Origin of the sequence: Imhoffiella purpurea (assembly GCF_000585215.1) — a bacterium.
Taxonomy (GTDB): domain Bacteria; phylum Pseudomonadota; class Gammaproteobacteria; order Chromatiales; family Chromatiaceae; genus Imhoffiella; species Imhoffiella purpurea.
In genome coordinates this window covers 1-24,727 of sequence record NZ_AONC01000056.1, presented here as the reverse complement: position 1 = coordinate 24,727, position 24,727 = coordinate 1, and the positions used below count along the sequence as shown (strand labels likewise).

25 protein-coding genes and 1 pseudogene are annotated in these 24,727 nt (G+C 62.9%); 12 read left to right on the top strand and 14 right to left on the bottom strand.

Annotated features, from left to right (window positions below; all coding sequences use genetic code 11):
• Window positions 1-2: 2 nt before the first annotated feature.
• Window positions 3-317: a DUF3301 domain-containing protein gene (locus tag D779_RS16700; RefSeq protein ID WP_043756235.1), complete on the bottom strand. Its 315-nt coding sequence runs from the start codon at window positions 315-317 to the stop codon at window positions 3-5.
• A 196-nt stretch (window positions 318-513) separates the two neighbouring features.
• On the opposite strand from D779_RS16700, the gene D779_RS16695 reads away from it, so the two are divergent.
• The gene (locus D779_RS16695; protein ID WP_157726439.1) at window positions 514-702 is read left to right on the top strand and encodes a hypothetical protein; all 189 of its coding nucleotides are present in this window, start codon (window positions 514-516) and stop codon (window positions 700-702) included.
• Window positions 703-722: 20 nt separating this feature from the next.
• Here the strand turns inward: D779_RS16695 and D779_RS16690 are convergent, their stop codons facing one another.
• Window positions 723-1,169 carry a hypothetical protein gene (locus D779_RS16690; protein ID WP_043756275.1) on the bottom strand — a complete coding sequence of 149 codons (447 nt, stop codon included), beginning with the start codon at window positions 1,167-1,169 and terminating at the stop codon, window positions 723-725.
• A gap of 224 nt (window positions 1,170-1,393) precedes the next feature.
• Between D779_RS16690 and D779_RS16685 the strand changes: the two genes are divergently transcribed.
• A complete protein-coding gene (locus tag D779_RS16685) occupies window positions 1,394-2,593 on the top strand; it encodes a TraB/GumN family protein (protein ID WP_043756231.1) in 1,200 nt (399 codons plus the stop codon).
• Between the two features lie 104 nt (window positions 2,594-2,697).
• On the opposite strand, the gene D779_RS16680 is transcribed toward D779_RS16685, so the two are convergent.
• On the bottom strand, window positions 2,698-3,276 hold the full coding sequence (locus D779_RS16680; protein ID WP_043756230.1) for a YqiA/YcfP family alpha/beta fold hydrolase: 579 nt from the start codon (window positions 3,274-3,276) through the stop codon (window positions 2,698-2,700).
• A gap of 23 nt (window positions 3,277-3,299) precedes the next feature.
• Complete coding sequence (locus D779_RS16675) at window positions 3,300-4,232, bottom strand: hypothetical protein (RefSeq protein WP_043756228.1); 933 nt, start codon at window positions 4,230-4,232, stop codon at window positions 3,300-3,302.
• 158 nt (window positions 4,233-4,390) lie between these two features.
• Here D779_RS16675 and D779_RS16670 point away from each other — a divergent pair, with 158 nt between their 5' ends.
• Both D779_RS16670 and D779_RS23170 read left to right on the top strand, forming a co-directional pair.
• Window positions 4,391-5,164, top strand: coding sequence for a hypothetical protein (locus tag D779_RS16670; protein WP_043756226.1), 774 nt, complete (start codon window positions 4,391-4,393; stop codon window positions 5,162-5,164).
• Between the two features lie 113 nt (window positions 5,165-5,277).
• Window positions 5,278-5,412 carry a hypothetical protein gene (locus D779_RS23170; RefSeq protein WP_269747399.1) on the top strand — a complete coding sequence of 45 codons (135 nt, stop codon included), beginning with the start codon at window positions 5,278-5,280 and terminating at the stop codon, window positions 5,410-5,412.
• Here D779_RS23170 and D779_RS16665 read toward each other — a convergent pair.
• The 5 genes from D779_RS16665 to D779_RS16645 all read right to left on the bottom strand — a co-directional run bounded on the left by D779_RS16665 (window position 5,406) and on the right by D779_RS16645 (window position 11,526).
• Complete coding sequence (locus D779_RS16665) at window positions 5,406-6,872, bottom strand: sensor domain-containing diguanylate cyclase (RefSeq protein ID WP_198295743.1); 1,467 nt, start codon at window positions 6,870-6,872, stop codon at window positions 5,406-5,408. The two genes, D779_RS23170 and D779_RS16665, sit on opposite strands and share 7 nt — an antisense overlap.
• Before the next feature lie 185 nt (window positions 6,873-7,057).
• The gene (locus D779_RS16660) at window positions 7,058-8,506 is read right to left on the bottom strand and encodes a bifunctional 2-methylcitrate dehydratase/aconitate hydratase (protein ID WP_043756223.1); all 1,449 of its coding nucleotides are present in this window, start codon (window positions 8,504-8,506) and stop codon (window positions 7,058-7,060) included.
• Between the two features lie 100 nt (window positions 8,507-8,606).
• Window positions 8,607-9,761, bottom strand: a complete 1,155-nt coding sequence (prpC, locus tag D779_RS16655) for a bifunctional 2-methylcitrate synthase/citrate synthase (protein WP_043756221.1) — start codon at window positions 9,759-9,761, stop codon at window positions 8,607-8,609.
• Window positions 9,762-9,838: 77 nt separating this feature from the next.
• A complete protein-coding gene (gene prpB, locus D779_RS16650; protein ID WP_043756219.1) occupies window positions 9,839-10,729 on the bottom strand; it encodes a methylisocitrate lyase in 891 nt (296 codons plus the stop codon).
• Between the two features lie 104 nt (window positions 10,730-10,833).
• On the bottom strand, window positions 10,834-11,526 hold the full coding sequence (locus D779_RS16645; protein WP_043756217.1) for a GntR family transcriptional regulator: 693 nt from the start codon (window positions 11,524-11,526) through the stop codon (window positions 10,834-10,836).
• A 257-nt stretch (window positions 11,527-11,783) separates the two neighbouring features.
• On the opposite strand from D779_RS16645, the gene D779_RS16640 reads away from it, so the two are divergent.
• Entirely contained in the window at window positions 11,784-12,065 is a 282-nt protein-coding gene (locus D779_RS16640; protein WP_232424224.1) for a DUF3096 domain-containing protein, read from the top strand.
• A gap of 562 nt (window positions 12,066-12,627) precedes the next feature.
• Here the strand turns inward: D779_RS16640 and D779_RS22365 are convergent.
• From D779_RS22365 to thiD, 5 genes and pseudogenes are all read right to left on the bottom strand, one after another.
• Window positions 12,628-13,242: a hypothetical protein gene (locus D779_RS22365; RefSeq protein ID WP_157726438.1), complete on the bottom strand. Its 615-nt coding sequence runs from the start codon at window positions 13,240-13,242 to the stop codon at window positions 12,628-12,630.
• A 411-nt stretch (window positions 13,243-13,653) separates the two neighbouring features.
• Window positions 13,654-15,549: a propionyl-CoA synthetase gene (locus D779_RS16635; protein ID WP_043756214.1), complete on the bottom strand. Its 1,896-nt coding sequence runs from the start codon at window positions 15,547-15,549 to the stop codon at window positions 13,654-13,656.
• 375 nt (window positions 15,550-15,924) lie between these two features.
• A complete protein-coding gene (gene hemL, locus D779_RS16630) occupies window positions 15,925-17,208 on the bottom strand; it encodes a glutamate-1-semialdehyde 2,1-aminomutase (RefSeq protein WP_043756273.1) in 1,284 nt (427 codons plus the stop codon).
• Between the two features lie 6 nt (window positions 17,209-17,214).
• Window positions 17,215-17,844: pseudogene (gene thiE, locus D779_RS22690) on the bottom strand (thiamine phosphate synthase); the annotation flags it as partial.
• Entirely contained in the window at window positions 17,841-18,650 is an 810-nt protein-coding gene (thiD, locus tag D779_RS16625; protein WP_043756212.1) for a bifunctional hydroxymethylpyrimidine kinase/phosphomethylpyrimidine kinase, read from the bottom strand. The gene thiD and the pseudogene thiE, both read right to left, overlap by 4 nt.
• A gap of 285 nt (window positions 18,651-18,935) precedes the next feature.
• Here thiD and D779_RS16620 point away from each other — a divergent pair, with 285 nt between their 5' ends.
• The 7 genes from D779_RS16620 to tyrS all read left to right on the top strand — a co-directional run bounded on the left by D779_RS16620 (window position 18,936) and on the right by tyrS (window position 24,309).
• A complete protein-coding gene (locus tag D779_RS16620; RefSeq protein WP_043756209.1) occupies window positions 18,936-19,100 on the top strand; it encodes a rubredoxin in 165 nt (54 codons plus the stop codon).
• Window positions 19,101-19,177: 77 nt separating this feature from the next.
• Entirely contained in the window at window positions 19,178-19,672 is a 495-nt protein-coding gene (locus tag D779_RS16615) for a DUF5063 domain-containing protein (protein WP_052348214.1), read from the top strand.
• Between the two features lie 105 nt (window positions 19,673-19,777).
• Window positions 19,778-20,146, top strand: coding sequence for a HesB/IscA family protein (locus D779_RS16610; RefSeq protein WP_043756208.1), 369 nt, complete (start codon window positions 19,778-19,780; stop codon window positions 20,144-20,146).
• Between the two features lie 218 nt (window positions 20,147-20,364).
• Window positions 20,365-21,393 carry an N-acetyl-gamma-glutamyl-phosphate reductase gene (gene argC, locus D779_RS16605; protein WP_043756205.1) on the top strand — a complete coding sequence of 343 codons (1,029 nt, stop codon included), beginning with the start codon at window positions 20,365-20,367 and terminating at the stop codon, window positions 21,391-21,393.
• Between the two features lie 9 nt (window positions 21,394-21,402).
• A complete protein-coding gene (locus D779_RS16600) occupies window positions 21,403-22,116 on the top strand; it encodes a DUF6776 family protein (protein WP_043756203.1) in 714 nt (237 codons plus the stop codon).
• A gap of 90 nt (window positions 22,117-22,206) precedes the next feature.
• Window positions 22,207-22,557 carry an iron-sulfur cluster insertion protein ErpA gene (gene erpA / locus D779_RS16595; RefSeq protein WP_043756201.1) on the top strand — a complete coding sequence of 117 codons (351 nt, stop codon included), beginning with the start codon at window positions 22,207-22,209 and terminating at the stop codon, window positions 22,555-22,557.
• 549 nt (window positions 22,558-23,106) lie between these two features.
• Window positions 23,107-24,309: a tyrosine--tRNA ligase gene (tyrS, locus tag D779_RS16590; protein WP_043756269.1), complete on the top strand. Its 1,203-nt coding sequence runs from the start codon at window positions 23,107-23,109 to the stop codon at window positions 24,307-24,309.
• Window positions 24,310-24,727 lie beyond the last annotated feature (418 nt).

The window sequence follows — 24,727 nt, the reverse complement described above, 5'->3', positions numbered from 1 at the left end:
CCTCAGGCATCCTCGATTCGGGTCGGTAGACCGAAGCTCAGATCCTCGAGCGCCATGCCGCGCATGACGAGATAGCCGCTGCGCCGTCCCGTTCCCTCCTCGCTGAAGTCGAAGCGATAGACGCGGCGCAGTTTCAATCCCTCCGCGCGCCATGAGAGACCCAGGCGCCTCAACGCGATGGCTTGATCCAGGAGCTGTACCTCCTGTCGTCTGCAGGCCGCCTGACAGATGCCGACCGCGATCTCGCGCGCGCGCAGGCTGTCCAGCCAGAACCAGCCGATCAGAACCACCAGAAGAATCGCGAGAAGGTTATCCATGAGGTTGCAGGCTGTTCCGGTGGGAGTGTTCGGCGAGCGGCGGGCGCGGAGGTCTCGAATAGGCAGGCCAGGGGCGCATTGGCTGCTCTTCGCCGCTCTTGCCATGCTTTCTGGGTGCGATCGGACGCCGACGCAGGTCTCCGCGGATCGGCGCTCGTCGCCGGTATCCGTCGCGGACTCCTTGCCGAGCGGCGAGGTGAGTCTCGCCATCCGAGCCGTCAAGGATGCCATCGCCGCCGATCGTCTCGATCGTGCCGAGACGATGCTGAACGATCTGATGCGGCGCCGCGATGCGCTGCCTCCCGGACGTCGCGCCGAATTGGACCGCATCGCGGCTATGATCTCGGCCGAGAAGGAGATCGGCGAGCCCCCACCGGCCGAATGAGCGGCTGCGGGCCGTCGGCACTATTTGAACTTGGGCAATCCGGATATGAGCCACCAGGTCTTCTTGTCCGCGTCCCACTGCCACAGCTGACGATCGGTCAGCGATTTGACCACCTGCTTGCTCTCGTAGAGATACTCGATCCTTACGATCTGGGTCGCTGTATCCTCGTCCTTCTTGATGCTCGGGGGCTGGACCACGTCGTAGCCGGTCAGATGCAGCCCCGTCAGATCGGGCGGCATGGGTTTGTCTTCTCGTTGCTTGGGATCCACGAAGGCGTAGGCGCTCTCGTAATAGCCCCAGCGCAGTGCCGATTGGTATCCATGGGTGGCGGCCTGCAGCGTGACCGCCATCTTGTCCTTCTTGATGGCGCCGCATCCGCCGGTGGTTGCCAGAATCGCGATGGCGAGGCCGATTCCGATCCATAATGGCCGCTTCCGGCCCGTCGGTCCATTCAGCGAAAATCTCATGAGGATGTCCATGGCGGCAGAGAGCGTTGCCGGGGGATGATACGGCATCGCGGGCGGGCCACCAATGCGCGCCTCCGTCTCGAGATTCTGGGGGCGCTTGGGCCGGTTCTGCTCGGACGTCCCCTTCGGCCGGGAAAAGCCGAAAATTCACATGGGATCGGTATATCATGCCGCCCTTCGTGCTTCTATCCCTGGAGCAAGGCATCCCAATCGACAGGATTTCCATGGCTGAGCCAATCGAACCACGGCGTGAAATCGTCCTCGACGACCTTCATCTGACCATTCTTGGCACTGCCCACGTGTCGCGCGCCAGCGCCGATGAGGTCGGCAAGCTGATCCAGACAGGAGACTTCGACGCCATCGCCGTCGAGCTCTGCCGCAGCCGATTCAATGCGCTGATGGATCCCAAATCGCTTTCTCAGATGGATCTCTTCTCCGTCATCCGCCAGAACCGGGTCTATATGGTGGTCGCGAACCTGGCGCTCTCGGCCTATCAGCAGCGGCTCGCGGATCAATTCGGCATCGAGCCCGGCTCGGAGCAGCGCATGGCGCTGCGACTGGCCAAGGAGCGCGATCTGCCGGTCATGCTGATCGATCGCGAGATCGGTATCACGCTCAAGCGTATCTCCGCCAGCCTCGGATGGTGGAAGCGCTATTCCCTGTTCGCCGGTCTGGTCGGCGCCATGCTGACCTCAGAGGAGGTGACGGAGGAGGAGGTCGAGCGTCTCAAGGACGGCGATGTGCTGGAGACCACGTTTGCCGAGTTCGCGGCCGATCGTCGCGATCTCTATGAACCCTTGATCGAAGAGCGCGATCGCTACATGGCGGCGAAGCTGAGACGCGAAGCGGCCCGGACGGGCGCGCGCCGCGTGCTCGCCGTCGTCGGGGTCGGGCACCTGAAGGGGGTCGGGCGATATCTGGAGGCCGAGCGCTCGGATCCGGCTGCGGTTCTAGAGCGGTTGGAGGAGATCCCGCCGTCGAGCCGCTGGCCCCAGGCGTTGGCCTGGGGGCTACTCATACTCATTCTGGCCGGTTTCGCCTACGGTTTCGTCATCGGTCCCAGCTTCGGCCTGGAGCTGCTGACCTCCTGGGCCTTGATCACGGGCGGGCTGTCCGCGCTCGGGACGCTGCTGGCGGCGGGACATCCGCTGACCATCGTCTCGGCCTTCCTCGCCGCGCCCTTGACCACGCTGAACCCGACCCTGGGAGCCGGGATGGTCACGGGCGCGGTGGAGCTCTATCTGCGCAAGCCGAGCGTCGGCGATTTCAGCCGTCTGCGCGCGGACGTGGCGACCTGGAGCGGCTGGTGGCGCAACCGGATCTCGCGCGTTTTCCTGGTCTTTCTGCTGAGCACACTGGGCGCCGCGATCGGAACCTATGTCGCCGGCTTTCATGTCGTCGGGCAGTTGTTGAATTCGGCTTAGGAACTGTCCACCAAAAAGTTCCCGATTCTTGCCCATCCGTCGTCTGCAAATCGGGAAACATTTGATGGACAATCACTTAGATGCCTTCCACCGGTCGGCCCAACCTAACGCCGGTGTTCGGGCTGGGCGAGATGCTCGCGGACGATCTCGATCGCCTCCTCCATGTGCTGGAAGGCGTGATCTCCGCCGTCCCAGATCATGAGCCGCGCGCAGTCCCTGTATAGATCCTCGGCGATACGGTAGTCGAGCAGCGTGTCGCCGCGGTCCAGGAAGAGGGTCGTGGGCGTCCCGTCGCAGGGTTGTGCTATCCCATAGGCTCGGAGCCGTTCGACCAACTCGGCGGTGATGGGGTACTCCTCGCCATCGGCGGCCGTTTGCACGCTGCCGATGCGCTCCTCGACGAAGATCCAGGGCGTGAGCGCCGGGTTGATCATGAACAGATGCGAAAAATCGAAGCGGCGCGCCAGATACTGTCCGTAGAAGCCCCCCATGGAACTCCCGATCACGGCTGGACGGCAGTCCCCCAGATCCGCGAAGAACCTCGACAGTCGAGCGACGGCCTCGTCCGGGCGGTGGGGGCGATAGTCGATCGCCCTGACCTCGAATGGTGCGAGCCGCTCCCTGAGCAGTTTCGCCTTGGCGGATTGGCTCGAGCTGTCGAGACCGTGAAGATAGATGAGCATGCTGAAGTGCCTCGGTTCGCTCGCTACGAATCCCCGCTCGGACGCGTCGCTCGCTCGGTGAAAAAGGTACGGCGGAACTGATCGCAGCGGTCGATGAATTCGCGGGTGCTTTTAGGCATTGGAACTCGGGCGCGCACGATGAAGCTCACCAGATCGGTGCCCTCGCGCAGCAGGCGCGTTCCGTCGACCGCCTCGCGAATGCCCGCCGCATCGTGGTTGCCCGGCAGGATGGGTTCCAGATTGCACAGCCGCTCGCTGGCGACGACATAGGCCGGCCAGACCTCGAACACCTCCGGATCGGTGCGCAGGATCTCGCATTTACGCTTGGCGGTTGCGATGAGTTCGTCGACCCGGGAGTCTAGGCCGAGTATCTGCTTGCTGTCGGCGAAGGTGACCTTCAATGCCGTTCCGACCCGGTCGATGTCACGCATGGTCATGGCGATCTTCAGGTAGCGGCTGGCATAGAAATCCTCGATCGGAATCGAGAACGCCTTGAATGGCTCTCCCCAGAGCTCGTCGATCCCCTCGTCTCCGCCGCGATGACGCACCATCTTGCCGAGTTCGAGCGCCTCCATCAGACAATGGCCGCAATCGCGCATGAGCGGATGCTCGGGGGTGATCTCCATGCCGGCATGCTGCAGATCCACCAGCGACCTGAAAATATCCGAGGCGCGGTTGAAGAGGGCGCCGGCCAGCATGGCGCCGTTGACCCGCTTGCGCTCGGTATCCGTCTCGGCGGCATAGGCGGCGCGCGCCTCCTTGAGCCGCGATCCCGGGATATTGATCCCATGCTCGACATGGTTGAACAGCCGGATCGTCAGGGCCTGTATCAGCTCGCGCCGCACCTCGAAAGAATCCTTGGGCGGCTCGTAGTACTTGATCCAATAGCCATCGTAATGAATGCTGGTGATGCCATCGATGCAGCGTATGGCGCCGTTGCTTGGAGGTTGATGCATAAGGTTACATCGACGTCCGCTGTGGAGGTTGAATGAAGCGAGCGGTCGGTCTCGCCAGACGGGGTCAGGGTTCATCGAATCCGACGGCGATCGGCCTGCAGAAATCCCGCAAGGGCTAGACTATAGCCACTGATCACCGAGCCTTCGGACATTAGAGCATGCTCACCAAGGACCAGTTCGCTACGATCGTGATGACCATCTTCGTATGGGGATTCGCCGGGGCGCTGTTCGGCGCCCTGTTCGCCGCCCTCTATCAGGTGCTCGGCTTGCTCGGGTTGTCCGGATGGCACCCATTGGTCATTGCCGCGGCGGCTGCGGCCATGACGACCTCGGCGTTTTATAGCGCGATGCCGGTTGCCCTGGTAGGCGCCATGGCCGGGGTGCTGGCGTCGATCGGCTATTTGATTGCCACGGGTCAAGAAGTCGAGCTGACCGCCATCGTGACGGTTGCGGGTGCGGTCGGGATCATCGCGGGCGGTTTCTATGCCTGGGTCGTCAAGGGCGGAGGCCGGCCGCTGGCCGAGACCCTGACCGGCCTGATCGCCGGTCTGCTGGCCGGCGGGTCGCTCGCCCTGGCCTTCTCGCTGACCGGAAGCCAGATCGGCATGTTCGCCTTGGCCGCGGGCGTGGTGGCGCTGGTCGGGACCTTCTTCCAGATCTCCGAGCGCTGGCTGGTGACGGTGAGTGCGGGATGGCTTCCCGGCGCACTCTCGGCGCCTGTGGTGGCTGGGCTCATCGCCTCCGTCGTGGGCGCGAGCATCTGGATCCTCGGAGGAACCACGTCCGCCCTGACGGACGCGAATGCGCGAGACACCATCCACCATGTGGTGAATTATATACCCCCCGGTCTGCTCGGCGGTCTGCTCGGCGGTGTGGTGACGGGGATTCTGCTGGAGCTGTTCGGGTTCCATATCGAGGAACATCCCGAGTGAGCGGCCGATCCAATGCCCTTGGGCTCCCGTTTCTAGGATAATGGCCTCGGTGTCCTTCTCGCGAGGAAGGTCGCCGGCCACCTGTGTCATTCACTCCAACTGGAGGAACGAGCATGCTCGCATTGCTGCTTGGAATCATCGTCGGAGTCATCATCGGTTGGAACTGGCCGCAGCCCGTTTGGGCCAAGGCAATTCAGTCGCGCTTCGTCAACTTCGTGAGCTCCTCGGCCGGCAAGTCCGATCATTGACCGGATTTCGGTGCCGTTCGTCCTTCGTCGTCGTGTCCGTCCGGTGCGGCGGCGGAGGACGCGGACGGTGTGGCTTCGTCCCGGACCGCGACCTGATTACGTCCACGTTCCTTGGCGATATAGAGCATGCGGTCGGCATAGTCGAGCAGCGTCTCCACCGTGCGCATGCTGCCGGGGGGGAGTTCGGCGACACCCAGGCTGACAGTCATGGCGATCGATCCCTGATCGGTTTCCACGGGCTTCGCGGCGATCGTGGCCCTCAGGCGCTCGGCCGTGATCACGGCCGTCTTCAGGTCGGTTTCGGGTAGCAGCATGGCGAACTCTTCACCGCCATAGCGACAGAGGATGTCCGATGTCCGCAACTGCTCCCGCATGAGTTCGGCCGCTTTCTGCAGCACCAGGTCGCCGGCAAGGTGGCCGAAGGTGTCGTTGGTCCGCTTGAAGTGATCCAGGTCGGCCATGATGGCGGTGAGCGGATACCGATAACGCCTGAATCGCTCCAGCTCCTGTTGCGCCAGATGATAGAAGTGGCGTCGGTTGAAGAGCCCGGTGAGCGGATCCGATGTCGCCAGACGGTGCAGCGTCGCCTCCATGCGCTTGCGATCGGTGATGTCGACGGCCATTGCCAGCAATCCGCCAGGGTCGCCATTGCCGTCGGTCATGGGCTTGATGGAGAGCAGAGCCCAGATTCCGGCGCCATCCTTGCGCAGGAAACGAATGTCGTGCTGCTCCGCGACCTTGCTCGCATTCTTCTCCAGCTTGCGCTGGATGGACTCGCGGCATTCCTCCGGCATGAAGTCGTACAGACATCGGCCGAGCATGTCCTCGACCTCGTAACCCAGCATCGCGGCCATGCGCGAGTTGACGAAGGTCGTGTGGCAGCCGGCATCGATCATCCAGATGCCCTCGTGACTGCTTTCGACGATGTGCTTGTATCTCTGCTCGCTCTCGCGCAGAGCCTGCTCGGTGGTCTTGAGTGCCGAGATGTCGGTGATGAATCCTTCGAGCATCAGCAGTTCGTCGGATTCCGACCAGATTCCCCAACCGCGTTCCCAGACCCATTTGAGGTCTCCTTCCCGGGTACGGATGCGGTAGACGAGCTCGAAATGGCGATCCTGGTCCAGTGCCGACTGGACCGCCTCCCAGACGCGCTCGCGATCCTCGGCGAGGATGACCTCCGAATAGTTCATCCCATTGCGCCGAATCTCTTCTGCCGTATAGCCGGTGAGCTTTTCTACGCCCGTGCTGACGTATTCCATGGTCCAGTGCGGGTCGTTGCGGCAGCGATAGACCATTCCGGGGAGGTTGTCGAGCAGGATTCCGGTACGTCGAGACTGTCCCTGGACGGGGTCGATCAGGGGAATGCGGTGTGCGACGAAATCTTCCAGCTCGTTGATCCGCTTCTGCAGAGCCGCATTGGTCGCGACGAGTCTGGCGTAGGAATCTGATGGGTGGTCCATCGGGTGGCGCTCTCTGATCGGGTTGGCAGGATCCTGAGATCTGCTGCCGGTCGTGACGACTGAGGACAGCATACAACAATGCGGTTCCGCCGCCGTCGATTCGCGTGTGCGCCGACAGAAATTGGCCCGCGCGATCAGGGTCTTGGGTGTGGGCTGTGACCCTGTTCGCGCGGCTGAGGGCAGGATCAGATCGTGAAGAGATCCATGAATTGATTGACCGGGGTCGCCATCAGTTTCTGCTCGTCCTGACAGAGGTCGTAGATGCGCTGTGCCTGGCCCTTGGGGAAGCGGGTCTTGAGCGCATCGAGGAATTTGGCCTCGAGCATCGGGATGCCCTCGGCGCGGCGGCGGCGATGGCCGATCGGATACTCGACCTCGACCTTCTCGGTCTTGGAACCGTCCTTGAAGAACACCTGCACCGCGTTGGCGATGGAGCGCTTGTCCGGATCCAGATATTCCCGGGTGTAGCGCGGATCCTCGGTGACGGTCATCTTCTCGCGCAGGGCGTCGATGCGCGGATCCCGGGCGACCTTGTCCTCGTAGTCGTCGGCGGTGAGACGGCCGAAGATGAGCGGCACGGCGACCATGTACTGCAGACAGTGATCGCGGTCGGCCGGGTTGTGGAGCGGGCCGTCCTTGCTGATGATGCGCACGGCCGATTCCTGGGTGGTCAGCTCGATGCGGTCGATCTCGTCGATGCGGTCCTTGACCTGGGCGTGCAGGGTCATGGCGCACTCGGCGGCGGTCTGGGCGTGGAACTCGGCCGGGAAGCTGATTTTGAACAGAATGTTCTCCATCACGTAGCTGCCGTAGTCGCGCTGGAAGGCGAACTTCTCGCCCTTGAAGAGCACGTCGTAGAAGCCCCAGCGCGGCGCGCTCAGCACCGAGGGCAGGCCCATCTCGCCCTTCTGGACCATCATCGCCAGACGCACGGCGCGCGAACTGGCGTCGCCCGCCGCCCAGGACTTGCGCGAGCCCGTGTTGGGGGCGTGGCGGTAGGTGCGCAGGGACTGCCCGTCGACCCAAGCCTGGGACAGGGTGTCGATGACCTGATCCTTGTCGGCGCCAAGCATGAGGGCGGAGACGCCGGCCGAGGCGACCTTGACCAGCAGCACGTGGTCGAGACCGACCCGGTTGAAGCTGTTCTCCAGCGCCAGCACGCCCTGGATCTCATGCGCCTTGACCATGTAGTGGAGCACGTCGCCCACGGTCAGGGGCGCGGCGCCGTCGGCCACGGCCTTGCGCGAGAGATAGTCGCCCAGACCCAGGATGGCGCCCAGGTTGTCCGAGGGATGGCCCCATTCGGCGGCCAGCCAGGTGTCGTTGAAGTCGAGCCAGCGCACCATGGCGCCGATGTCCCAGGCGGCCTTGACCGGATCGAGGCTGTGCTGGGTGCCGGGCACGCGGGTGCCGTTCGGGACCAGGGTGCCTGGAACGATGGGGCCGAGGTGCTTCGCGCATTCCGGGTACTGCAGGGCCAGCATAGCGCAGCCCAGCGAGTCCATCAGGCAGTGACGGGCGGTGGTGATGGCCTCCTCGGAGGCGATCTCGTGGTCGCAGACATAGTCCGCGATGGCGACCAGTTCCTGGTCCGGATCGGGACGCAGGTTGGCGTCGGCGATGTGTGCGCTCATGGATTGAATCTCGTTTGGTGGATTAAGAAAGCCTCCCGCCTCCAGCGAAAAGCACTTCGCCAAAGAGCCGGAGGCTGGCCGCTGGTCGTTGGCGGCTGAATCAGCGCCGATCGATCGGCACCCACTTGCGGTTTTCCTCGCCGACGTAGTTGGCGCTCGGGCGGATGATCTTGCCGTCCTTGCGCTGCTCGATGACGTGGGCGACCCAGCCGGTGGTGCGCGAGATGACGAAGATGGGCGTGAAGAGGGCGGTGGGCACGCCCATCTGGGCGTAGGACACGGCCGAGAACCAGTCGAGGTTCGGGAACATCTTCTTGAGGTTCCACATGACGCTTTCGAGCCGCTCGGCGACCTCGAACATGGTGGAGTTCTCGTTGGCCTCGGACAGGCGTCGAGCCACCGACTTGATCACCTCGTTGCGCGGATCGGAGACGGTGTAGACCGGGTGGCCGAAGCCGATGATGATCTCCTTGCGTCCGACGCGTTCGGTGATGTCGGCCTCCGCCTCCTCGGCGTTGGCGTAGCGCTCTTGGATCTCGCAGGCGACCTCGTTGGCGCCACCGTGCTTGGGGCCGCGCAGCGCGCCGATGGCGCCGGTGACTGCCGAGTACATGTCGGAGTTGGTGCCCGCGATCACGCGCGCGGTGAAGGTGGAGGCGTTGAACTCGTGCTCGGCATAGAGAATGAGCGAGGTGTGCATCGCACGCACCCACTCGGCGCGCGGCTTTTCACCGTGCAGCAGATGCAGGAAGTGTCCGCCGATGGTGTCGTCGTCGGTTTCGACCTCGATGCGGCGGCCGTTGTGGGCGTAGTGGTACCAGTAGAGGAGCATGGAACCGAAGCTGGCGATCAGGCGGTCGCCGATGGCCCGCGCGGCGGCGATCGGCTTGCTGTCTTTTTCGGGTTCCAGGGTGCCGAGCATGGAGCAGCCGGTGCGCATCACGTCCATGGGGTGGGCCGAGGCGGGCAGCTGTTCGAGCGCGGTCTTGACTGCCGATGGCAGGCCGCGCAGCGCTTTCAGCTTGCGCTTGTAGGCGACCAGTTCGCTGTGGGTCGGCAGCCGCTCGTGGATGAGCAGGTGCGCGATCTCCTCGAATTCGGCATGGTCGGCGAAGTCCAGAATGTCGTAGCCGCGGTAGTGCAGATCGTTGCCGGTGCGTCCGACGGTGCAGATGGCGGTGTTGCCCGCGGCGGTTCCGGATAGGGCGACCGATTTCTTCGGCTTGGGCAGATGGCTCTCTTGGTTTTCGGCCATGACTCGTTTCTCCTCGTTTTGGATGCTGGTGTCCGGCACTGGACGGCCGGGTTGGACCCGATCGCGGAGCGCGACCCTCAGTCTTCCGACTTTTCTTGGGCGAAGAGCGCGTCGAGCTTCTGCTCGAAGCTGTGGTAGTCCAGATAGTCGTAGAGCTCCATGCGGGTCTGCATGCTGTCGACGACATTGGCCTGGGTGCCGTCGCGACGGATGGCCTGATAGACGTTGAGCGCGGCTTGGTTCATGGCGCGGAAGGCCGACAGCGGATAGAGCACCAGCGAGACCCCGACGTCGGCCAGTTCGTCGGTCTTGAACAGCGGCGTGGCCCCGAACTCGGTGATGTTGGCGAGCACGGGGACCTTCACCGCGGCGGTGAACTGCTGGTACTGGGCCAGCTCGGTCATGGCCTCGGGGAAGATCATGTCGGCCCCGGCCTCGACGCAGGCGATGGCGCGCTCGATGGCGGACTCCATGCCCTCGACGGCGAGTGCGTCGGTCCGGGCCATGATGACGAAATCGTCGGTGCGTGCGTCCACGGCGGCCTTGATGCGGTCGACCATCTCGGACTTGGAGACGATGGCCTTGCCCGGACGGTGTCCGCAGCGCTTGGCGGCGACCTGGTCCTCGATGTGGCAGCCGGCCGCGCCGTTGCGGATGAGCTGCCTGACGGTGCGTGAGATGTTGAAGGCGCTGCCCCAGCCGGTGTCGGCATCGACCAGCAGCGGCAGGTCCGAGGCGTAGGTGATGCGGCTGACGTCTTCCAGCACGTTGTCCAGGCTGGTCATGCCCAGATCCGGGATGCCGTAGGAGCCGGCTGCGACGCCGCCGCCAGAGAGATAGAGCGCGCGGTATCCGGTGCGTTCGGCCATGCGGGCGTGATAGGCGTTGATGGCGCCGACCATCTGCAGGGGGCGTTCTTCCTGGACGGCGAGACGCAGCTTGGCGCCCGGGGTCATGGTCTCAGACATGGTGTGTCTCTCCGGCTGAGTGGTTCGATGTTGCGTGATCGGAACTGCAGAGGCTGGCCAGGACGATGTATCCAATCCCTTGGCATCCTTCGCGCCTTTGCGGTTCAAGAATTCCTCTGCATCTCCGCCAATCGTCGCTCGGTCGCGCGGCGCGAGATGCGGATGTGGCGGCGCATCAGCCATTCGGCGAGTTCGCCGTCGCGGTCCGAGATGGCATCCACGATGAGTTCGTGCTCCTTGAGGGCGTCCCGTGCGCGGTCGCTCCGCATCCCGAACTGGCAGCGGTACATGCGCGCCAGGTGGTAGAGATCGTTGCAGAGGATGTTGGCGAGCCGACGGTTTCCACTGCCTTGAACGATGCGGAAGTGGAAGTCCAGGTCGCCTTCCTCCTGGAAGTAGGCCTGCCAGGCCTCTTGGGCGACCTCGTTGCGATGCTGGTCGAGCAGGCGCCTGAGGTCGGCGATGCCGGCATCCGGCATCTTCTCGGCCGCCAGACGGGCCGCCATTCCTTCGAGCGCCTCGCGGATGGCATAGATCTCCAGCAGCTGTTCGCTAGTCAGCGTGATGACGCGGGCGCCGACGTTCGGCTTGCGGTCGACCAGGCTGCTGGATTCCAGCCGGCGGATCGCTTCCCGCAGCGGGCCTCGACTGATGCCGTAGCGTGCGGCGAGGACAGGTTCGCTGATCTTGCTGCCCGGCGCGATCTCGCCGACCACGATGGCGTGCCGCAGCCGATCGAAGATCCGGTCGGCGATGGTTCCGTTGGCGTCCGTGAAGTCTTCGGCTGGAATAGACATTCAATCTGTCGACAATTGCTATCCTGATCTGCATAAATTAGCGCTTATTGTGCGCATGTCAAGAATATATTGTCGACAATGTTGTCTTGATCGATGACTGGAGGCGGAATGTTCGGGGGGAGTCTCTCGTGCGAGGCGCTCAATGGCGCAGGTGTTTGGGGCCTATACTTCGCCGGTCCGGGAGAGGTGTCCGTGCTGCGCCCTCCGAGGATTCGGATCAACCTCTTCAGAGAGACTTCAGGATGGATATTCCAGTCATGCTGCAACAATGGCCGATGGAGGCGGTGGTCGCGATCGTCGCCGGGGTCGTGATCCTGCTGGTACCGCGTGTCCTCAACTATACGGTCGCCGCTTACCTGCTACTCATCGGCGCGCTCGGCCTCATGCACTATTTCCACGGTCAGCCGATTCGTCCTATGGCGGTGATTTCGGTAGCTGCGGGGGCGCTCATCCTCATCAAGCCGGCGATTCTCAATTATGTCGTCGGGATCTATCTGGTTCTCGCCGGTCTCGTGCAGGCAGGGATGCTCAGGTTTTAGACCGTGGAGGCAGATCTTCCGGTGCCGCGGACCTGAAATCATCAGGGGAATGACGGGCGAACATTCGTCCGCGGACAGAGGCGTCGAAAGCCTTGCCGCAAGGGGGGGCAGTCGGCCCGGAAGGCTGCGATGGCTTGGCGGTTCGGTTCAGGGTCGGGAAGACGGCTGCCGAGAGGCGTTGACGAGGCCGACGGAGGACCGCTGGAGTCTGTGCGACGGCTCTTGGCGCTGGTGAAGAAGCCGTTCAGCATCTTGTTCGATGCTGTTCTTGCGCAGATTCGTCAGGAACACTAAAGAGAAGGATGGATAAGGACGATTTCGGGGGGGTGGCTGAAATGCCCGATCCAATCAGGGGATAAATAGGGTCTACTGTAACCTATCGTACGCTTCAGGTGTTCATGGCGGGTATTGGGATCCGATCGGACTTTGCCCAAGAAGCCGTCGCGGACGGCTTCAGGGAGGGCATGTCTGCTTTCCTCGGAGAAGTGCGGCGAAATCCGCGAGAGCGAGTATTTCGCCGACTGTCACACACCGCGTTGCCCAATCAGCGTCCAGGCCATACTCAGGATCGAGCCGGATTGAACGATCTAGTAGGTGTGCTTCCCGCTCTCATGATACCGATCAAGCCGACCAGAGCCGAGCCGAACAGCCAGAACGCGGAGGGCAGGGGAACTGTTGTCATCACGGTCATCCCACCGATGGCTCTGCCGCCATTTTGACTCCCTGCAGTTATCACGATCTGATTGCTGGAGTTGGGTGCGATGGCGGCGCTCAAGATACCTAGGTTATGAGCATCATCATTGTCGATTTTGTGTGCTACTCCCGTAAGCGTTTGAGTCGTTGCGCCGTCGAAGATTATAGTTTCAGTAGCATCGGAGTTCTTATCTAAGTCCCACACCGTAAATGTTATCGATGCTACCTTGCTACTATCAACCGTGAATATAATGGAATCATTTTTGCCGATTTCTATATAGCTATTAGGAGCATACTTAAAATCACCACCACTTTCGTTAGGTCCGTAGTGCTGGCCGCTGGTTGCCCCTGACATGTCTAAACCGATAACTCCAGTCTCGGTAGTGTTCAGCTCCCATGTGCCTGTGCCGATATTGGTGAAATCGCCTATGCTGATGTCCACCGTCGCCGCCTCGGCGAAGCTGGAAAACGCGCTTAAAAACACGCCACACAATGCAAGTTGAGCGAGCCTGTGTATTCCTGAGCGGAGCTTGGTTGGGCTCGTGGATGTCATTCTTGTCCCCCCCTAATTAGGATCCAGAATCTGAGTCTTGAAATGGAATGTTTCCTGGCCGGGATTCGGCGTCGGGAACGATCTGATATTTCAAAGTGAAATATGCAAATATAAGGCCAGCTCTGATCGCTTGGGCGAGATGCGTGGTATGAAGAGGGGCGTTCCGTGTTGCTCGATGTCGAGGTAGCTGAAGCGGGATCCATATGTATCGGGATCGGGTTGGTCAAGTGTCACATTTATGTGGCTATTTCGGTTGGAGTGTCGCGTTTTAGGTGCGTTTCAGTGGCGGGCGGCGACAGGCCGTGCTCGTAGCGTGAGCCAGATCGCCGCTATTTGCCACGATCAGTCGTGCTTGGCGTAGCCGATCGCGCTCAGCGCGGCCGTGATCTCGTCCAGGATGGCAGGATCGTCGATCGTGGCGGGAAGCCGGTAGTCCTTACCGTCGGCGATCGCCTTCATGGTTCCGCGCAAGATCTTGCCCGAGCGCGTCTTGGGCAGACGATCGACGACGACCACCGTCTTGAAGGCGGCGACCGGCCCGATCTGGTCGCGCACCAGGTCGACGAGTTCCTTGAGGATGAGGGTCTTGTCGCGGTTCACGCCGGACTTGAACACCACGAGTCCGACCGGGAGCTCGCCCTTGAGCTGGTCGGCCGCGCCGATCACCGCGCATTCGGCGACGTCCGGGTGCGAGGCCAGCACCGCCTCCATGCCCCCAGTGGAGAGGCGGTGTCCCGCGACATTGATGATGTCGTCGATCCGGCTCATGACATAGATGTAGCCGTCCTCGTCCATATAGCCGGCGTCGCCCGTGAGGTAGTAGCCGGGCTGGATCGACATGTAGGACTGGACGAAGCGCTCGTCGTTGCCCCACAGGGTCGCGAGACAGCCGGGCGGCATCGGCAGCTTGATCATGATGCGGCCGATGTCTCCCTGCTTGACCGGTTCGCCCTCGTCGTCCAGCACCTGGACGTCGTAACCGGGGACGGCGCGGGTGGGCGACCCCGGTTTGATCGGGAGCTGTTCGATGCCCAGGCAGTTGGCGGCGATCGCCCAGCCGGTCTCGGTCTGCCACCAGTGGTCGATGACCGGGACGCCGAGGATCTTCTGGGCCCAGTTCAGGGTGTCCGGATCGCAGCGCTCGCCGGCCAGGAAGAGCGCGCGTAATCCGGTCAGGTCGTAGCGCGCGAGGTGCTCGGCACTGGGGTCGTCGCGCTTGATGGCGCGGAAGGCGGTCGGTGCGGTGAAGAGAACCGAGACCCGGTGCTCCTGGATGACGCGCCAGAAGGCGCCGGCGTCCGGCGTGCCGACCGGCTTGCCCTCGTAGACGATGCTGGTGCAGCCGAGCAGCAGCGGGGCATAGACGATATAGGAGTGTCCGACCACCCAGCCGACGTCCGACGCGGCCCAGAAGACCTCGCCCGGGGCGACGTCGTAGACGTGCTTCATGCTCCAGGCCATGGCGACGGCATGTCCGCCGTTGTCCCGGACCACGCCCTTGGGTTGTCCGGTGGTGCCCGAGGTATAGAGGATGTAGAGCGGATCGGTCGCGGCGACGGGAACGCAGTCGGCCGGCTCCGCCGTCTCCATCGCCTCGGCCCAGCTCAGATCGCGTCCCGGGGTCAGGGTGCCCGGTTCCTGCGGGCGCTGCAGGATGACGCAGTTGGCTGGCTTGTGTGCGGCGAGGTCGATCGCCGCGTCCAGCAGCGGCTTGTAGTGGACGACCCGATTGGGCTCGATGCCGCAGGATCCGGCGATCATGACCTTGGGCTTGGCGTCGTCGATGCGGGTCGCGAGCTCGCGCGAGGAGAATCCGCCGAAGACGACCGAGTGGATGGCGCCGATGCGGGCGCAGCCCAGCATGGCGACGAGGGCCTCGGGCACCATGGGCATGTAGATGATGACCCGGTCGCCCTTGGTGACGCCGAGGGATTTCAGTATCCCCGCGCAGCGCGCGACCTGATCCTGGAGCTGGGCGTAGGTGATGACCGTCTTGGTGTCGGTGACCGGGCTGTCGTGGATGATGGCCGCCTGGTCTCCGCGGCCGGCGATCACGTGCCGGTCCACGGCGTTGTAGCAGGTGTTGAGCGTGGCCCCGCTGAACCAGCGATAAAAAGGCGGATTGCTGCTGTCGAGCACCTGGTCCCAGGGGGTATCCCAGTCGATCAGTCGTGCCGCGTCTGCCCAGAAGGCGGCTGGATCGCTCATCGAACGATCGTAGACGGTTTGGTAGCCCATGCAATTTCCTCCAGCGATTGGACTCTGCCCTTCGGTCTGTCCGAAGGTTTTTGTGGCATCACCCGGTGGTCGGGCGGCCTTGTGATCGTGCGAGTGGTACAACGAAAAACGGGCCGGTCGCCGCTGCGGGAATGATCCCTCGATGCAGTGGCGATCGGCCCGTTTCTCTACGAAATCAGGTCCAGAGCGGGGAGCGGCCGCTTCATGCTGTCAGCCCGAGCGGCAAGGCCAGGGCGGAAGCGGCCGAGCGATGCCGTGTCGGCATGCCCGGCCCTTCCCGTGGCGAGTCGGGCCGTGGTTCGACACAAGGGCGACCCGGCACTGGGCCTCAGGGTTCATTGGGCTGTGTCGTACAAACCGGTTGAATGGTTCGCGTCAGCCGGCAATGGCCTTGAAGGTGTCGGCGGCCGCGTCCAGGGTCGCCTGGATGTCCTGGTCTGCGTGCATGATGGAGACGAATCCGGCCTCGAACGCCGACGGGGCCAGGTAGACGCCGCGCTCCAGCATGCCGTGGAAGAATGCCTTGAAGTGATCCTGATTGCACTGGGTGGCCTGCTCGTAGTTGGTCACCTTGTCGGCGGTGAAGAAGAGCCCGAACATGCCTCCGGCCTGGTTGGTGCTGAAGGGGATCCCGGCGGCGTCCGCGCGCTCCTGGAGACCTGCCAGCAGGGTCTCGACCTTGGCCGAGAGACGCTCGTAGAAACCGGGCTCGGAGATCAGTTCCAGGGTCTTGAGGCCGGCGGCCATGGCGATCGGATTGCCGGAGAGGGTGCCGGCCTGATAGACGGGGCCGATCGGCGACAGGTGAGACATGATCTCCTTCTTGCCGCCGAAGGCGCCGACCGGCATGCCGCCGCCGATGACCTTGCCCAGTGCGGTCAGGTCGGGCGTGATGCCGAACGTGCCCTGGGCGCAGCCCAGGCCGACGCGGAAGCCGGTCATGACCTCGTCGAAGATGAGGACCGAGCCGTACTGGTCGCAGACCTCGCGCAGTCCCTCGAGGAAGCCCGGAACCGGCGGGATGCAGTTCATGTTGCCGGCGACCGGCTCGACGATGATGCAGGCGATCTCGGAGCCGATCTTGGCGAAGGTCTCGCGCACCTGCTCGATGTCGTTGTAGCGCAGCGTGATGGTGAGCTCGGCCAGTGCCGCGGGGACGCCGGGGGAGTTGGGCTCGCCGAAGGTGAGCGCACCCGAGCCGGCCTTGACCAGCAGGGAGTCGGCATGGCCGTGGTAGCAGCCCTCGAACTTCACGATCTTGTCGCGCCCGGTGTAGCCGCGCGCCAGACGCAGTGCGCTCATGGTCGCCTCGGTGCCGGAGCTGACCATGCGCACCATGTCCACGCTCGGCAGCAGCTCGCAGACCTTGTCGGCGATGGTGGTCTCGATCTCGGTCGGGGCACCGAACGAGAGCCCCTTGTCCATGCGCTCGCGTACCGCGGCCAGGACCTCGGGGTGGGCGTGGCCCAGGATCATCGGGCCCCAGGAGCCGACGTAGTCGATATAGCGCTTGCCGTCGGCATCGAAGGCATAGGGGCCGGATGCGCTCTCGAAGAAGACCGGGTCGCCCCCGACCCCGCGAAATGCGCGCACTGGCGAATTGACGCCGCCGGGGATATGACGCTGGGCGGCTTCGAAGAGGTCGTGGGATCGGCTCATCAGGGGGGTCTCCTTCGGAAACAGTCGGCTGTAGTCACGAGCGGCGGAGGCGATGTCGGGCTGCGCGAAGACGCCGCTGACGACCGCGAGCATTCGGGCGCCCGCCGCGATCAATAGCCCGCCATTTTGTGGCGTGATTCCGCCGATCGCAACTGCTGGTATCGACAGGCGCTCGCGGGCCAGGGCGAGGAGTCGCGGGTCGGCCGCAACGGCGTTCGGCTTGGTCGTGGACGGAAAGAAGCTGCCGAAGGCGACATAGCTGGCACCGGCCTCGGCCGCCGCCTCGGCTCGGCTGAAATCGTCGTAGCAGGAGACGCCGACGATCGCCCGCTCTCCGAGACCTGAGCGCGCCTCGCGCGGATCCGGGTCGTCGCGGCCGAGATGGACGCCGTCCGCGCCCAGGTCGCGGGCGAGCTGCAGGTCGTCGTTGATGACGAGGGGAACGCCGGCGTCGCGGCACAGCTTCAGGAGGGCGCTCGCGCGGGCATACCGCTCGGCGCGATCGGAATGCTTGTCTCGGTATTGGACGACTCCGGCCCCGCCCGCGATCGCCTGCGCGACCTGTTCGGTCAGAATCGGGGGGGCGAGAGGCGAGTCCAGGGTGATGGCGTAGAGGCCGTAGAGCATTGCGGTCATCGGACCCTTTCCGAGGGGTGGAGTTCATGGAAACGGTTTGGGGTCAGCTGGCAGCGGCCGGAGCGGAAGGCGTGCTGCAGGCTTTTCCAGGTGTAGAACTGTCCTGCCGCGACCGCCTCCTCCATCTCCATGCCCCAGGCGAGGCGCGCGGCGATCGCGCTCGCCAGGGTGCATCCCGAACCGTGATAGCTGGCGGGAAGACGGGGCCATGTCCAGTCGCGCCGGAAACCGTCGGGGCCATAGAGACGGTTGGTGACCTCGTCGGTTTCGTCGTGGGTGCCCGTGATCAGGATCCACCGCGCGCCGTCGGCCTTGAGACGCGTCGCGCATTCGTCGGGGTCCTGGGCATCGGTCAGGGTGCGGGCCTCGGGCAAATTGGGGGTAATGAGGCTGCAGCGGCGAATCATGTGGTGACGGAGTTGGTTGAGCAGCGCGGCGTCCACCAATGCCTGACCGGTGCCGCTGGCCAAGACCGGATCGAGAACGACCGGGAACCGATGCGGCAGTTCGTCGAGCAGTGCAACCAGTGCCCGCACGATGCCCGAACTGCCGAGCAGCCCGATCTTCAGTGCGCGCGGGGCGCTGTCGGCCGCCAGATACCGGCATTGTTCTACGATTCGCTCAGGCGCCTGGGGCCAGATGCGACGCAGTCCGCAGGTATCCTGATCCGTCAGCGCGGTCACGACGGTCACCGCGAATGCCTTGGCAGCTTGGATCGCCTCGGCGTCCGCGAGGATCCCCGCCCCTCCGCTGGGATCGTGTCCGCCGATGCAGAGCACCACGGGGCGCTCGAGACTCTCTTTCATTGACGACTGAAACCTCTTGGACTCAAGGATTGCCTCGAACCGAACCCGTGCCGGGATGGTGCTTGATCGGCGGCTTCATGGCCGCTGCGGGCGATGGCGATGGCGTGCCCCGTCGAGATCGGACGCTACGGTCCGAAAGGGGGGCTCGGCCCTGGCCGCTGAGTTGAAATGTCGCGGTCGATCCCCGATCCTTGGGTCCAATTTAAACCCGTGGCCCGTGCGCTTGTCGATGCTGGTGTCGGCGTCGTGGCGCATGTCCGTTCCTCGGTAAGGAGCAGTGCCGACATGAAGACCTATCAATGCATCGTTTGCGGTTTGATCTACGACGAGGCCAAGGGATGGCCGGAGGACGGTATCGCTCCGGGGACGCGCTGGGAGGATGTCCCGGCCGATTGGAAGTGTCCGGAATGCGGCGTCGGTAAGGACGAGTTCGAGATGGTGGAGGTTTAGGCGGGCGTGTGACCGAGTCGGCGCTCTGCATTCACCCAATTCGCGCTTTCTCGGCTACACTCCTCAGCATGGACGCAATGACCCAATCCGCTCAGGTACTCGATTTCAGCGCTCACCGCGAGCATCGTGACGTCGCGGCGCTGGCGCGTCGCTATTGCGATCTGATCGATACCTCTTCCGACGATCTCGATGCATGGCTGAGGGAGGTCGCGGATCTCCTGCCGCGTCTGCATGCCGCAATCGCCTCTTGCTGTGTCGGCGACGTCTATTGGGAGCGGCCCGATCCGGTCGACCTGGATGCCCGGTTCGATCTCTTCGCCCGGCTGCGCCGTCTTCTGGCGGATCGCGACAGCTACTGGCTCGAGTTCGATTGCGTCCAGGAAGGTGCGGAGGCCATGACCGGCAGCCTTGCCGACGATCTGACCGATATCTATTGCGAGCTGAAGCAGGGGCTCGGTCTCTTCGATCGGGATCCCGAGCATGCCATCGCAGCCTGGTCGGCCGGCTACGATCGTCATTGGGGGCGCCATCTCATCGACGCGGAGCGTCATCTCGCATCCCTGGGCGCATAAGCACGCCTCGGTCTCCAACCATGCATTTTGCGCTGGAATGGCTTCGTGGGTTTCTGCTAACCTGTTGGGCTTGAAGGCAAGTCCCCTGTTTTAGAGGTTTTCCACATGTCCGCAGTGCTGAATGAGATGGATCTGACGCTGACCTCGCCGGCTCAGGCGAAAATGCAGGACTTGTTCACGCAAGTCGATGACAGCGTTCAGGGTGTTCGCGTGTTCGCGACGGCAGGTGGATGCAGCGGTATCAGCTTCGGTATGACCTTTGCCGATGTCATCAACGACAACGACGGCGTTCTGTCCTTCGAGGGATTCAAGGTGATCGTCGACGATGCGACGCTGGAATATCTGCGCGGCGTCGAGATCGATTTCGTCGACAACGAGGATGGCAATGCCACCTTCGTGTTCAACAACCTTCCTCAGATCGGTGGGGGCTGCAGCAGTTGCGGTTCCTCCTCCTCGGGTGGTGGTTGCTCCTGATCCCGGTTTCCGGCCTGGCAGCGATCGATCTCGGAGTAGCTCGATCGGTCCTTGTCCGCTGCACGGGCTTGAATTTGGTTGGTCACGGTGAAGCGGCTTAGGCCGCTTTTCGCTTTTTCGAAGGCTGATTGTTTGGCGAGGCCGATCTGAGCCGCGAGGCTCGAAGGCTGGTGTCGTGATGCGCTCCGCGAGCGTGTGATCTTGGTTGAGGGTGCGAAATGCTGAGGGTCGGGATCGTTGGTGGTACGGGATATACGGGTGCGGAACTCCTGCGCATCCTGCTCCGGCATCCGGGGGTGTCGCTGAATGTCATCACCTCGCGGGGAGAGGCCGGCCAGCCTGTGGCGGATCTCTTTCCGCATCTGCGGGGCCAGGTCGATCTGTGCTTCAGCGAGCCGGACAACGCGGTGCTGGGCGATTGCGATCTGGTCTTCTTCGCTACGCCGAACGGTACCGCGATGCAGTCCGTTCCAGATCTGCTGGACCGCGGCGTCCGGGTGATCGATCTGGCCGCCGATTTCCGGCTCAAGGATCCGGCTCTCTGGGAGCGGTGGTACGGCATTCCCCACCAGTGTCCGGATCTCTTGGAAGAGGCCGTCTATGGTCTGCCCGAACTCAATCGCGAGTCGATTCGGGGCGCCCGCCTGATCGCCAATCCCGGCTGCTATCCGACCGCGGTCACGCTCGGTTTTCTGCCATTGCTCGCCGGCGGTGTCGTGGATCCATCCTGGCTGATCGCGGACGCCAAATCCGGTGTCAGCGGTGCCGGGCGCAAGGCGACCACCGGTCTGCTGATGGCCGAGGTGGGCGAGAGCTTCAAGGCCTACTCGGTGACGGGTCATCGGCATGAGCCCGAAATCACCCAAAATCTCGCTCAGTTCGCCGGGGTTCGGGCGAATCTGACCTTCGTCCCCCATCTGCTGCCCATGATTCGAGGGATCGAGGCCACGCTCTATGCCCGGCTGACCGATCCGGGCGTCGATCTCGATCGTCTTTATGCCGATCGATACGCGGACGAGCATTTCATCGATCTGATGCCGGGTGGGCATCCGGATACGCGCTCGGTGCGTGGCGCCAACCAGTGCCGGATCGCCGTCGCCCGTCCCGGCTCCGGCGATATCGTGGTGGTGCAGTCGGTGATCGACAATCTCGTCAAGGGCGCGGCCGGTCAGGCCGTCCAGAACATGAATCTCATGTTCGGCCTGCAGGAATCCATGGGATTGGAGTCGGTGGCCCTGCTGCCCTGATCCTTCTCCATGCCGGACTCCTCCCGATGCTTCACCCGGCGGCTGTTGCTGTTCGGGATGGTGACACTGCTGCTCGCGCTTCTGTTCTGGCTCGGTTACGACCTGGGGCGTGGCGGTACCCTGTCCACCGCAGGTATGCAGATCTTCAATCTGAATCTGCAGCGTCTCGACCTCCAGCGCGAGCTGGACGAGGTCGAGGCCCGCTTGCAAGACTCCGAGCGTCAGCGCCGCTTGCTGGAGCGCTCCCAGCAGATCGATCTCGAATCGACCCGTATCCTCAAGGAGCAGCTGAGGCAGGCACTGGATGATCGCGTCTCTCTCGCCAGAGAGATGTCCTATCTCAAACGGCTGATCCGAGAAGGCGGCAAGGGCGCCGTGCAGGTGACCGGTTTCCGCGTGTCGGCCGGTTCGGTCGAAAGGGTCTTTCGGTATTCGTTCACGGCCGCGCAGGTCGTTTCGGGCTTGGCCAAGGCGCAAGGGCGCATTCGGCTGCGTCTGGAAGGGCTCGAGAATGGCGAGGCGGCGGCGTTCTCGCTCGATGAGCTACCGGCTGCCGACCCTCGGAAGCTGGATATGGATTTCGAGCATCTGCAGAATCTTGCTGGCGAATTCGAGCTGCCCGAGGGGTTCGAGCCCAAAACCGTCGTGATCGATGTCGAGCCCGCCGGCGGTCAGCTGGTCCCCTCCTCGGCGACCTTCCCCTGGGTGGTTGGACCGCGCTGAGGTTTGCGATCGGCCGCTTGCGGCTTGAACGAGCGAACCATCAGACGCATCTCGAACCTATACAACCCAATCGATGAGGATGAGTGAATCATGCAAGCCGACGCTGTTGTTGATGCCCCGATCCTGTTCACCTCTTCCGCGGCCACGAAGGTCGCGGAGCTGATCGAGCAGGAGGGAAATCCGGGCCTGATGCTCCGGGTCTACATTCAGGGAGGCGGATGCTCCGGTTTTCAATACGGTTTCACCTTCGACGAAGATGTCCAGGACGGTGATACCGAAGTCGTGACCGATGGGGTGACTCTGCTGGTCGATCCCATGAGCATGCAATATCTGACGGGCGCCGAAATCGACTATACCGAAGGTCTTCACGGTGCTCAATTCGTGATCAGGAACCCGAACGCCACGACGACCTGCGGTTGTGGTTCGTCCTTTTCTGCCTGATCGAGCGTCTTGCTCTCGATTCTCCGGGGGTATGGATCGGCGGCTGGTGGGGTGGGATCAAGGATTCGACTGCGCCTCGCCGGGAAGGCTCGCAGTGGTCTCGGATGGTTTTGGTGGAAGCTTCAAGGGGATGACGTTGGGGTCGGTTGCGACCTCTTCTGGCGCGGGAAGCATCCCGGACGATGGAATCCACTGATAGAGGGTATAGCCGGCCGCAACGATAGCGAGCAGCAGCAATACTCGGGCTAGTTTCCTCTGAAGGCCACCCGATTTCCTGCGAATCGGCCATTCAGTCTGTTTGAATTTATAGTCTCGCATCATCGAAGAATCGCAATCTCAGGAAAAAACGAGATTTTTCTGATTCAGGCTAGTGTAGTCGCAAACCCTGCGTCGTAACAAGGAGCGTAGGGTGTACGTCTTCGGTGTCCGAATCGCTTGTGTCTTCTCGGGTGGCGTCGTAGGCTCGGCGGCTTTTGTCGTTCCGGCATGGCCCGATCGATCTGGGCGATCGATCCGGATGCGGTCGAATCAAGATGGAGTCACCCGAACGTGGAGCCACTCGAGCAGGCGCTCGCGCTCATCAAGCGCGGAACCCAAGAAATTCTGGTCGAAGATGCATTGCGCAAGAAGCTTGCGCAAGGGCGTCCTTTGCGCGTCAAGGCGGGGTTCGACCCCACGGCTCCGGATCTGCATCTGGGGCATACGGTTCTGATCAACAAGCTGAGGCAGTTCCAGGATCTCGGGCACGAGGTCCTGTTTCTGATCGGCGATTTCACCGGCATGATCGGTGATCCCACCGGCAAGAGCGCGACCCGCAAGCCTCTGACCCCTGAGCAGGTTCAGCAGAATGCCGTCACCTATCAGGATCAGGTGTTCCGGATCCTGGATCCCGAGAAGACCCGGGTCGTCTTCAACTCGTCGTGGCTCGAGGATCTGGGGGCGGCCGGGCTGATACAGCTGGCCGCGCAGCATACGGTGGCACGCATGCTGGAACGCGACGATTTCTCCAAGCGCTACAAATCCGGGCAGCCCATCGCGGTCCACGAGTTTCTCTATCCGCTCATCCAGGGCTACGACTCGGTGGCGCTGAAGGCCGACGTCGAGCTCGGCGGCACGGATCAGAAGTTCAATCTGCTGGTCGGCCGTCAGTTGCAGGAGGCCTATGGCCAGGATCCTCAGGTCGTCATCACGCTGCCGATCCTCGAGGGGCTGGATGGCGTCCAGAAGATGTCGAAATCGCTCGGCAACTATATCGGCATCACGGATGCGCCCGATGAGATGTTCGGGAAGGTCATGTCGGTTTCCGACGATCTGATGTGGCGCTATTTCGAGCTTCTGAGCTTCAGAAGCATGTCCGAGATCGATGCCTGGCGCGCGGCGGTCGCCGAAGGGGCGAATCCGCGCGACATCAAGTTCGAACTGGGTATGGAGCTGGTATCCCGGTTCCACAGCGCGGACGCGGCCAAACAGGCTCGCGATGCCTTCATCGCGCGTTTCCAGAAGGGAGCTCTGCCGGACGACATCCCCGAGGTGGTGCTCCAGTGCGCCGAGGCCGGTCATCTGCCGATCGCCAATCTACTCAAGGACGCTGGGCTCGTGAAAAGCACGTCAGAAGCGATCCGCATGGTTGGCCAGGGTGCCGTGCGGGTCGATGGCGAGCGTGTCGAGGATGCTCACCTCTCTTGTTCGGCTGGATCCGAGCATGTATTCCAGGTCGGTAAACGTCGATTCGCGCGCGTACGCTTGGAATGATTGGGCGGCGCAAAATTTTTTGTTGACAGTCTTGTTAAAGTCGCTAGAATGCGCGGCTCTGCTGAGGGATTGGCGTGGTGGACGGGACGGAAAAGCGGTGCTAAAGCGCTGTTTTTGATGTTCTTTCTGCTAAGCTTTAAGGAAGAGGCGTTGACTGGCTCCAGGGTTGGGGCTAGGCACCTGGAGGGTGCTGTTTGATGGCCACGGTTGGCTGAGGCAAGGAGCTCTGAGCTGGGGTTGACGTGCTGGCTTGGAGATGTGCTAAGATAAGCGGCTCACTGATTAGGAATTTAGTGAGGGCTCTGCGAAAGCGGGGCGGCCCCGAAAAAAGGGGGTTGACAAACCGGAACGGAAGCGTAGAATTGTCGGTCTTGGCAGCGCAAACTGCCTGATTCGAAAAGCTCTTTAACAATTCGTT

Bases quoted from the DNA above. Each gene is read 5' to 3' on its own strand.
- hemL (WP_043756273.1), bottom strand. From the start codon at position 17,208: ATGAGCCGATCCCACGACCTCTTCGAAGCCGCCCAGCGTCATATCCCC.
- thiD (WP_043756212.1), bottom strand. From the start codon at position 18,650: ATGAAAGAGAGTCTCGAGCGCCCCGTGGTGCTCTGCATCGGCGGACAC.
- argC (WP_043756205.1), top strand. From the start codon at position 20,365: ATGCTGAGGGTCGGGATCGTTGGTGGTACGGGATATACGGGTGCGGAA.
- D779_RS16665 (WP_198295743.1), bottom strand. From the start codon at position 6,872: ATGGACCACCCATCAGATTCCTACGCCAGACTCGTCGCGACCAATGCG.
- D779_RS16610 (WP_043756208.1), top strand. From the start codon at position 19,778: ATGTCCGCAGTGCTGAATGAGATGGATCTGACGCTGACCTCGCCGGCT.
- D779_RS16600 (WP_043756203.1), top strand. From the start codon at position 21,403: ATGCCGGACTCCTCCCGATGCTTCACCCGGCGGCTGTTGCTGTTCGGG.
- D779_RS16635 (WP_043756214.1), bottom strand. From the start codon at position 15,549: ATGGGCTACCAAACCGTCTACGATCGTTCGATGAGCGATCCAGCCGCC.
- D779_RS16660 (WP_043756223.1), bottom strand. From the start codon at position 8,506: ATGAGCGCACACATCGCCGACGCCAACCTGCGTCCCGATCCGGACCAG.
- D779_RS16615 (WP_052348214.1), top strand. From the start codon at position 19,178: ATGACCCAATCCGCTCAGGTACTCGATTTCAGCGCTCACCGCGAGCAT.
- prpB (WP_043756219.1), bottom strand. From the start codon at position 10,729: ATGTCTGAGACCATGACCCCGGGCGCCAAGCTGCGTCTCGCCGTCCAG.
- D779_RS16640 (WP_232424224.1), top strand. From the start codon at position 11,784: ATGCTGCAACAATGGCCGATGGAGGCGGTGGTCGCGATCGTCGCCGGG.
- D779_RS16690 (WP_043756275.1), bottom strand. From the start codon at position 1,169: ATGAGATTTTCGCTGAATGGACCGACGGGCCGGAAGCGGCCATTATGG.
- D779_RS16675 (WP_043756228.1), bottom strand. From the start codon at position 4,232: ATGCATCAACCTCCAAGCAACGGCGCCATACGCTGCATCGATGGCATC.
- D779_RS16670 (WP_043756226.1), top strand. From the start codon at position 4,391: ATGCTCACCAAGGACCAGTTCGCTACGATCGTGATGACCATCTTCGTA.
- prpC (WP_043756221.1), bottom strand. From the start codon at position 9,761: ATGGCCGAAAACCAAGAGAGCCATCTGCCCAAGCCGAAGAAATCGGTC.
- D779_RS23170 (WP_269747399.1), top strand. From the start codon at position 5,278: ATGCTCGCATTGCTGCTTGGAATCATCGTCGGAGTCATCATCGGTTGG.
- D779_RS16645 (WP_043756217.1), bottom strand. From the start codon at position 11,526: ATGTCTATTCCAGCCGAAGACTTCACGGACGCCAACGGAACCATCGCC.
- D779_RS16620 (WP_043756209.1), top strand. From the start codon at position 18,936: ATGAAGACCTATCAATGCATCGTTTGCGGTTTGATCTACGACGAGGCC.
- D779_RS16700 (WP_043756235.1), bottom strand. From the start codon at position 317: ATGGATAACCTTCTCGCGATTCTTCTGGTGGTTCTGATCGGCTGGTTC.
- D779_RS16680 (WP_043756230.1), bottom strand. From the start codon at position 3,276: ATGCTCATCTATCTTCACGGTCTCGACAGCTCGAGCCAATCCGCCAAG.
- D779_RS16685 (WP_043756231.1), top strand. From the start codon at position 1,394: ATGGCTGAGCCAATCGAACCACGGCGTGAAATCGTCCTCGACGACCTT.
- erpA (WP_043756201.1), top strand. From the start codon at position 22,207: ATGCAAGCCGACGCTGTTGTTGATGCCCCGATCCTGTTCACCTCTTCC.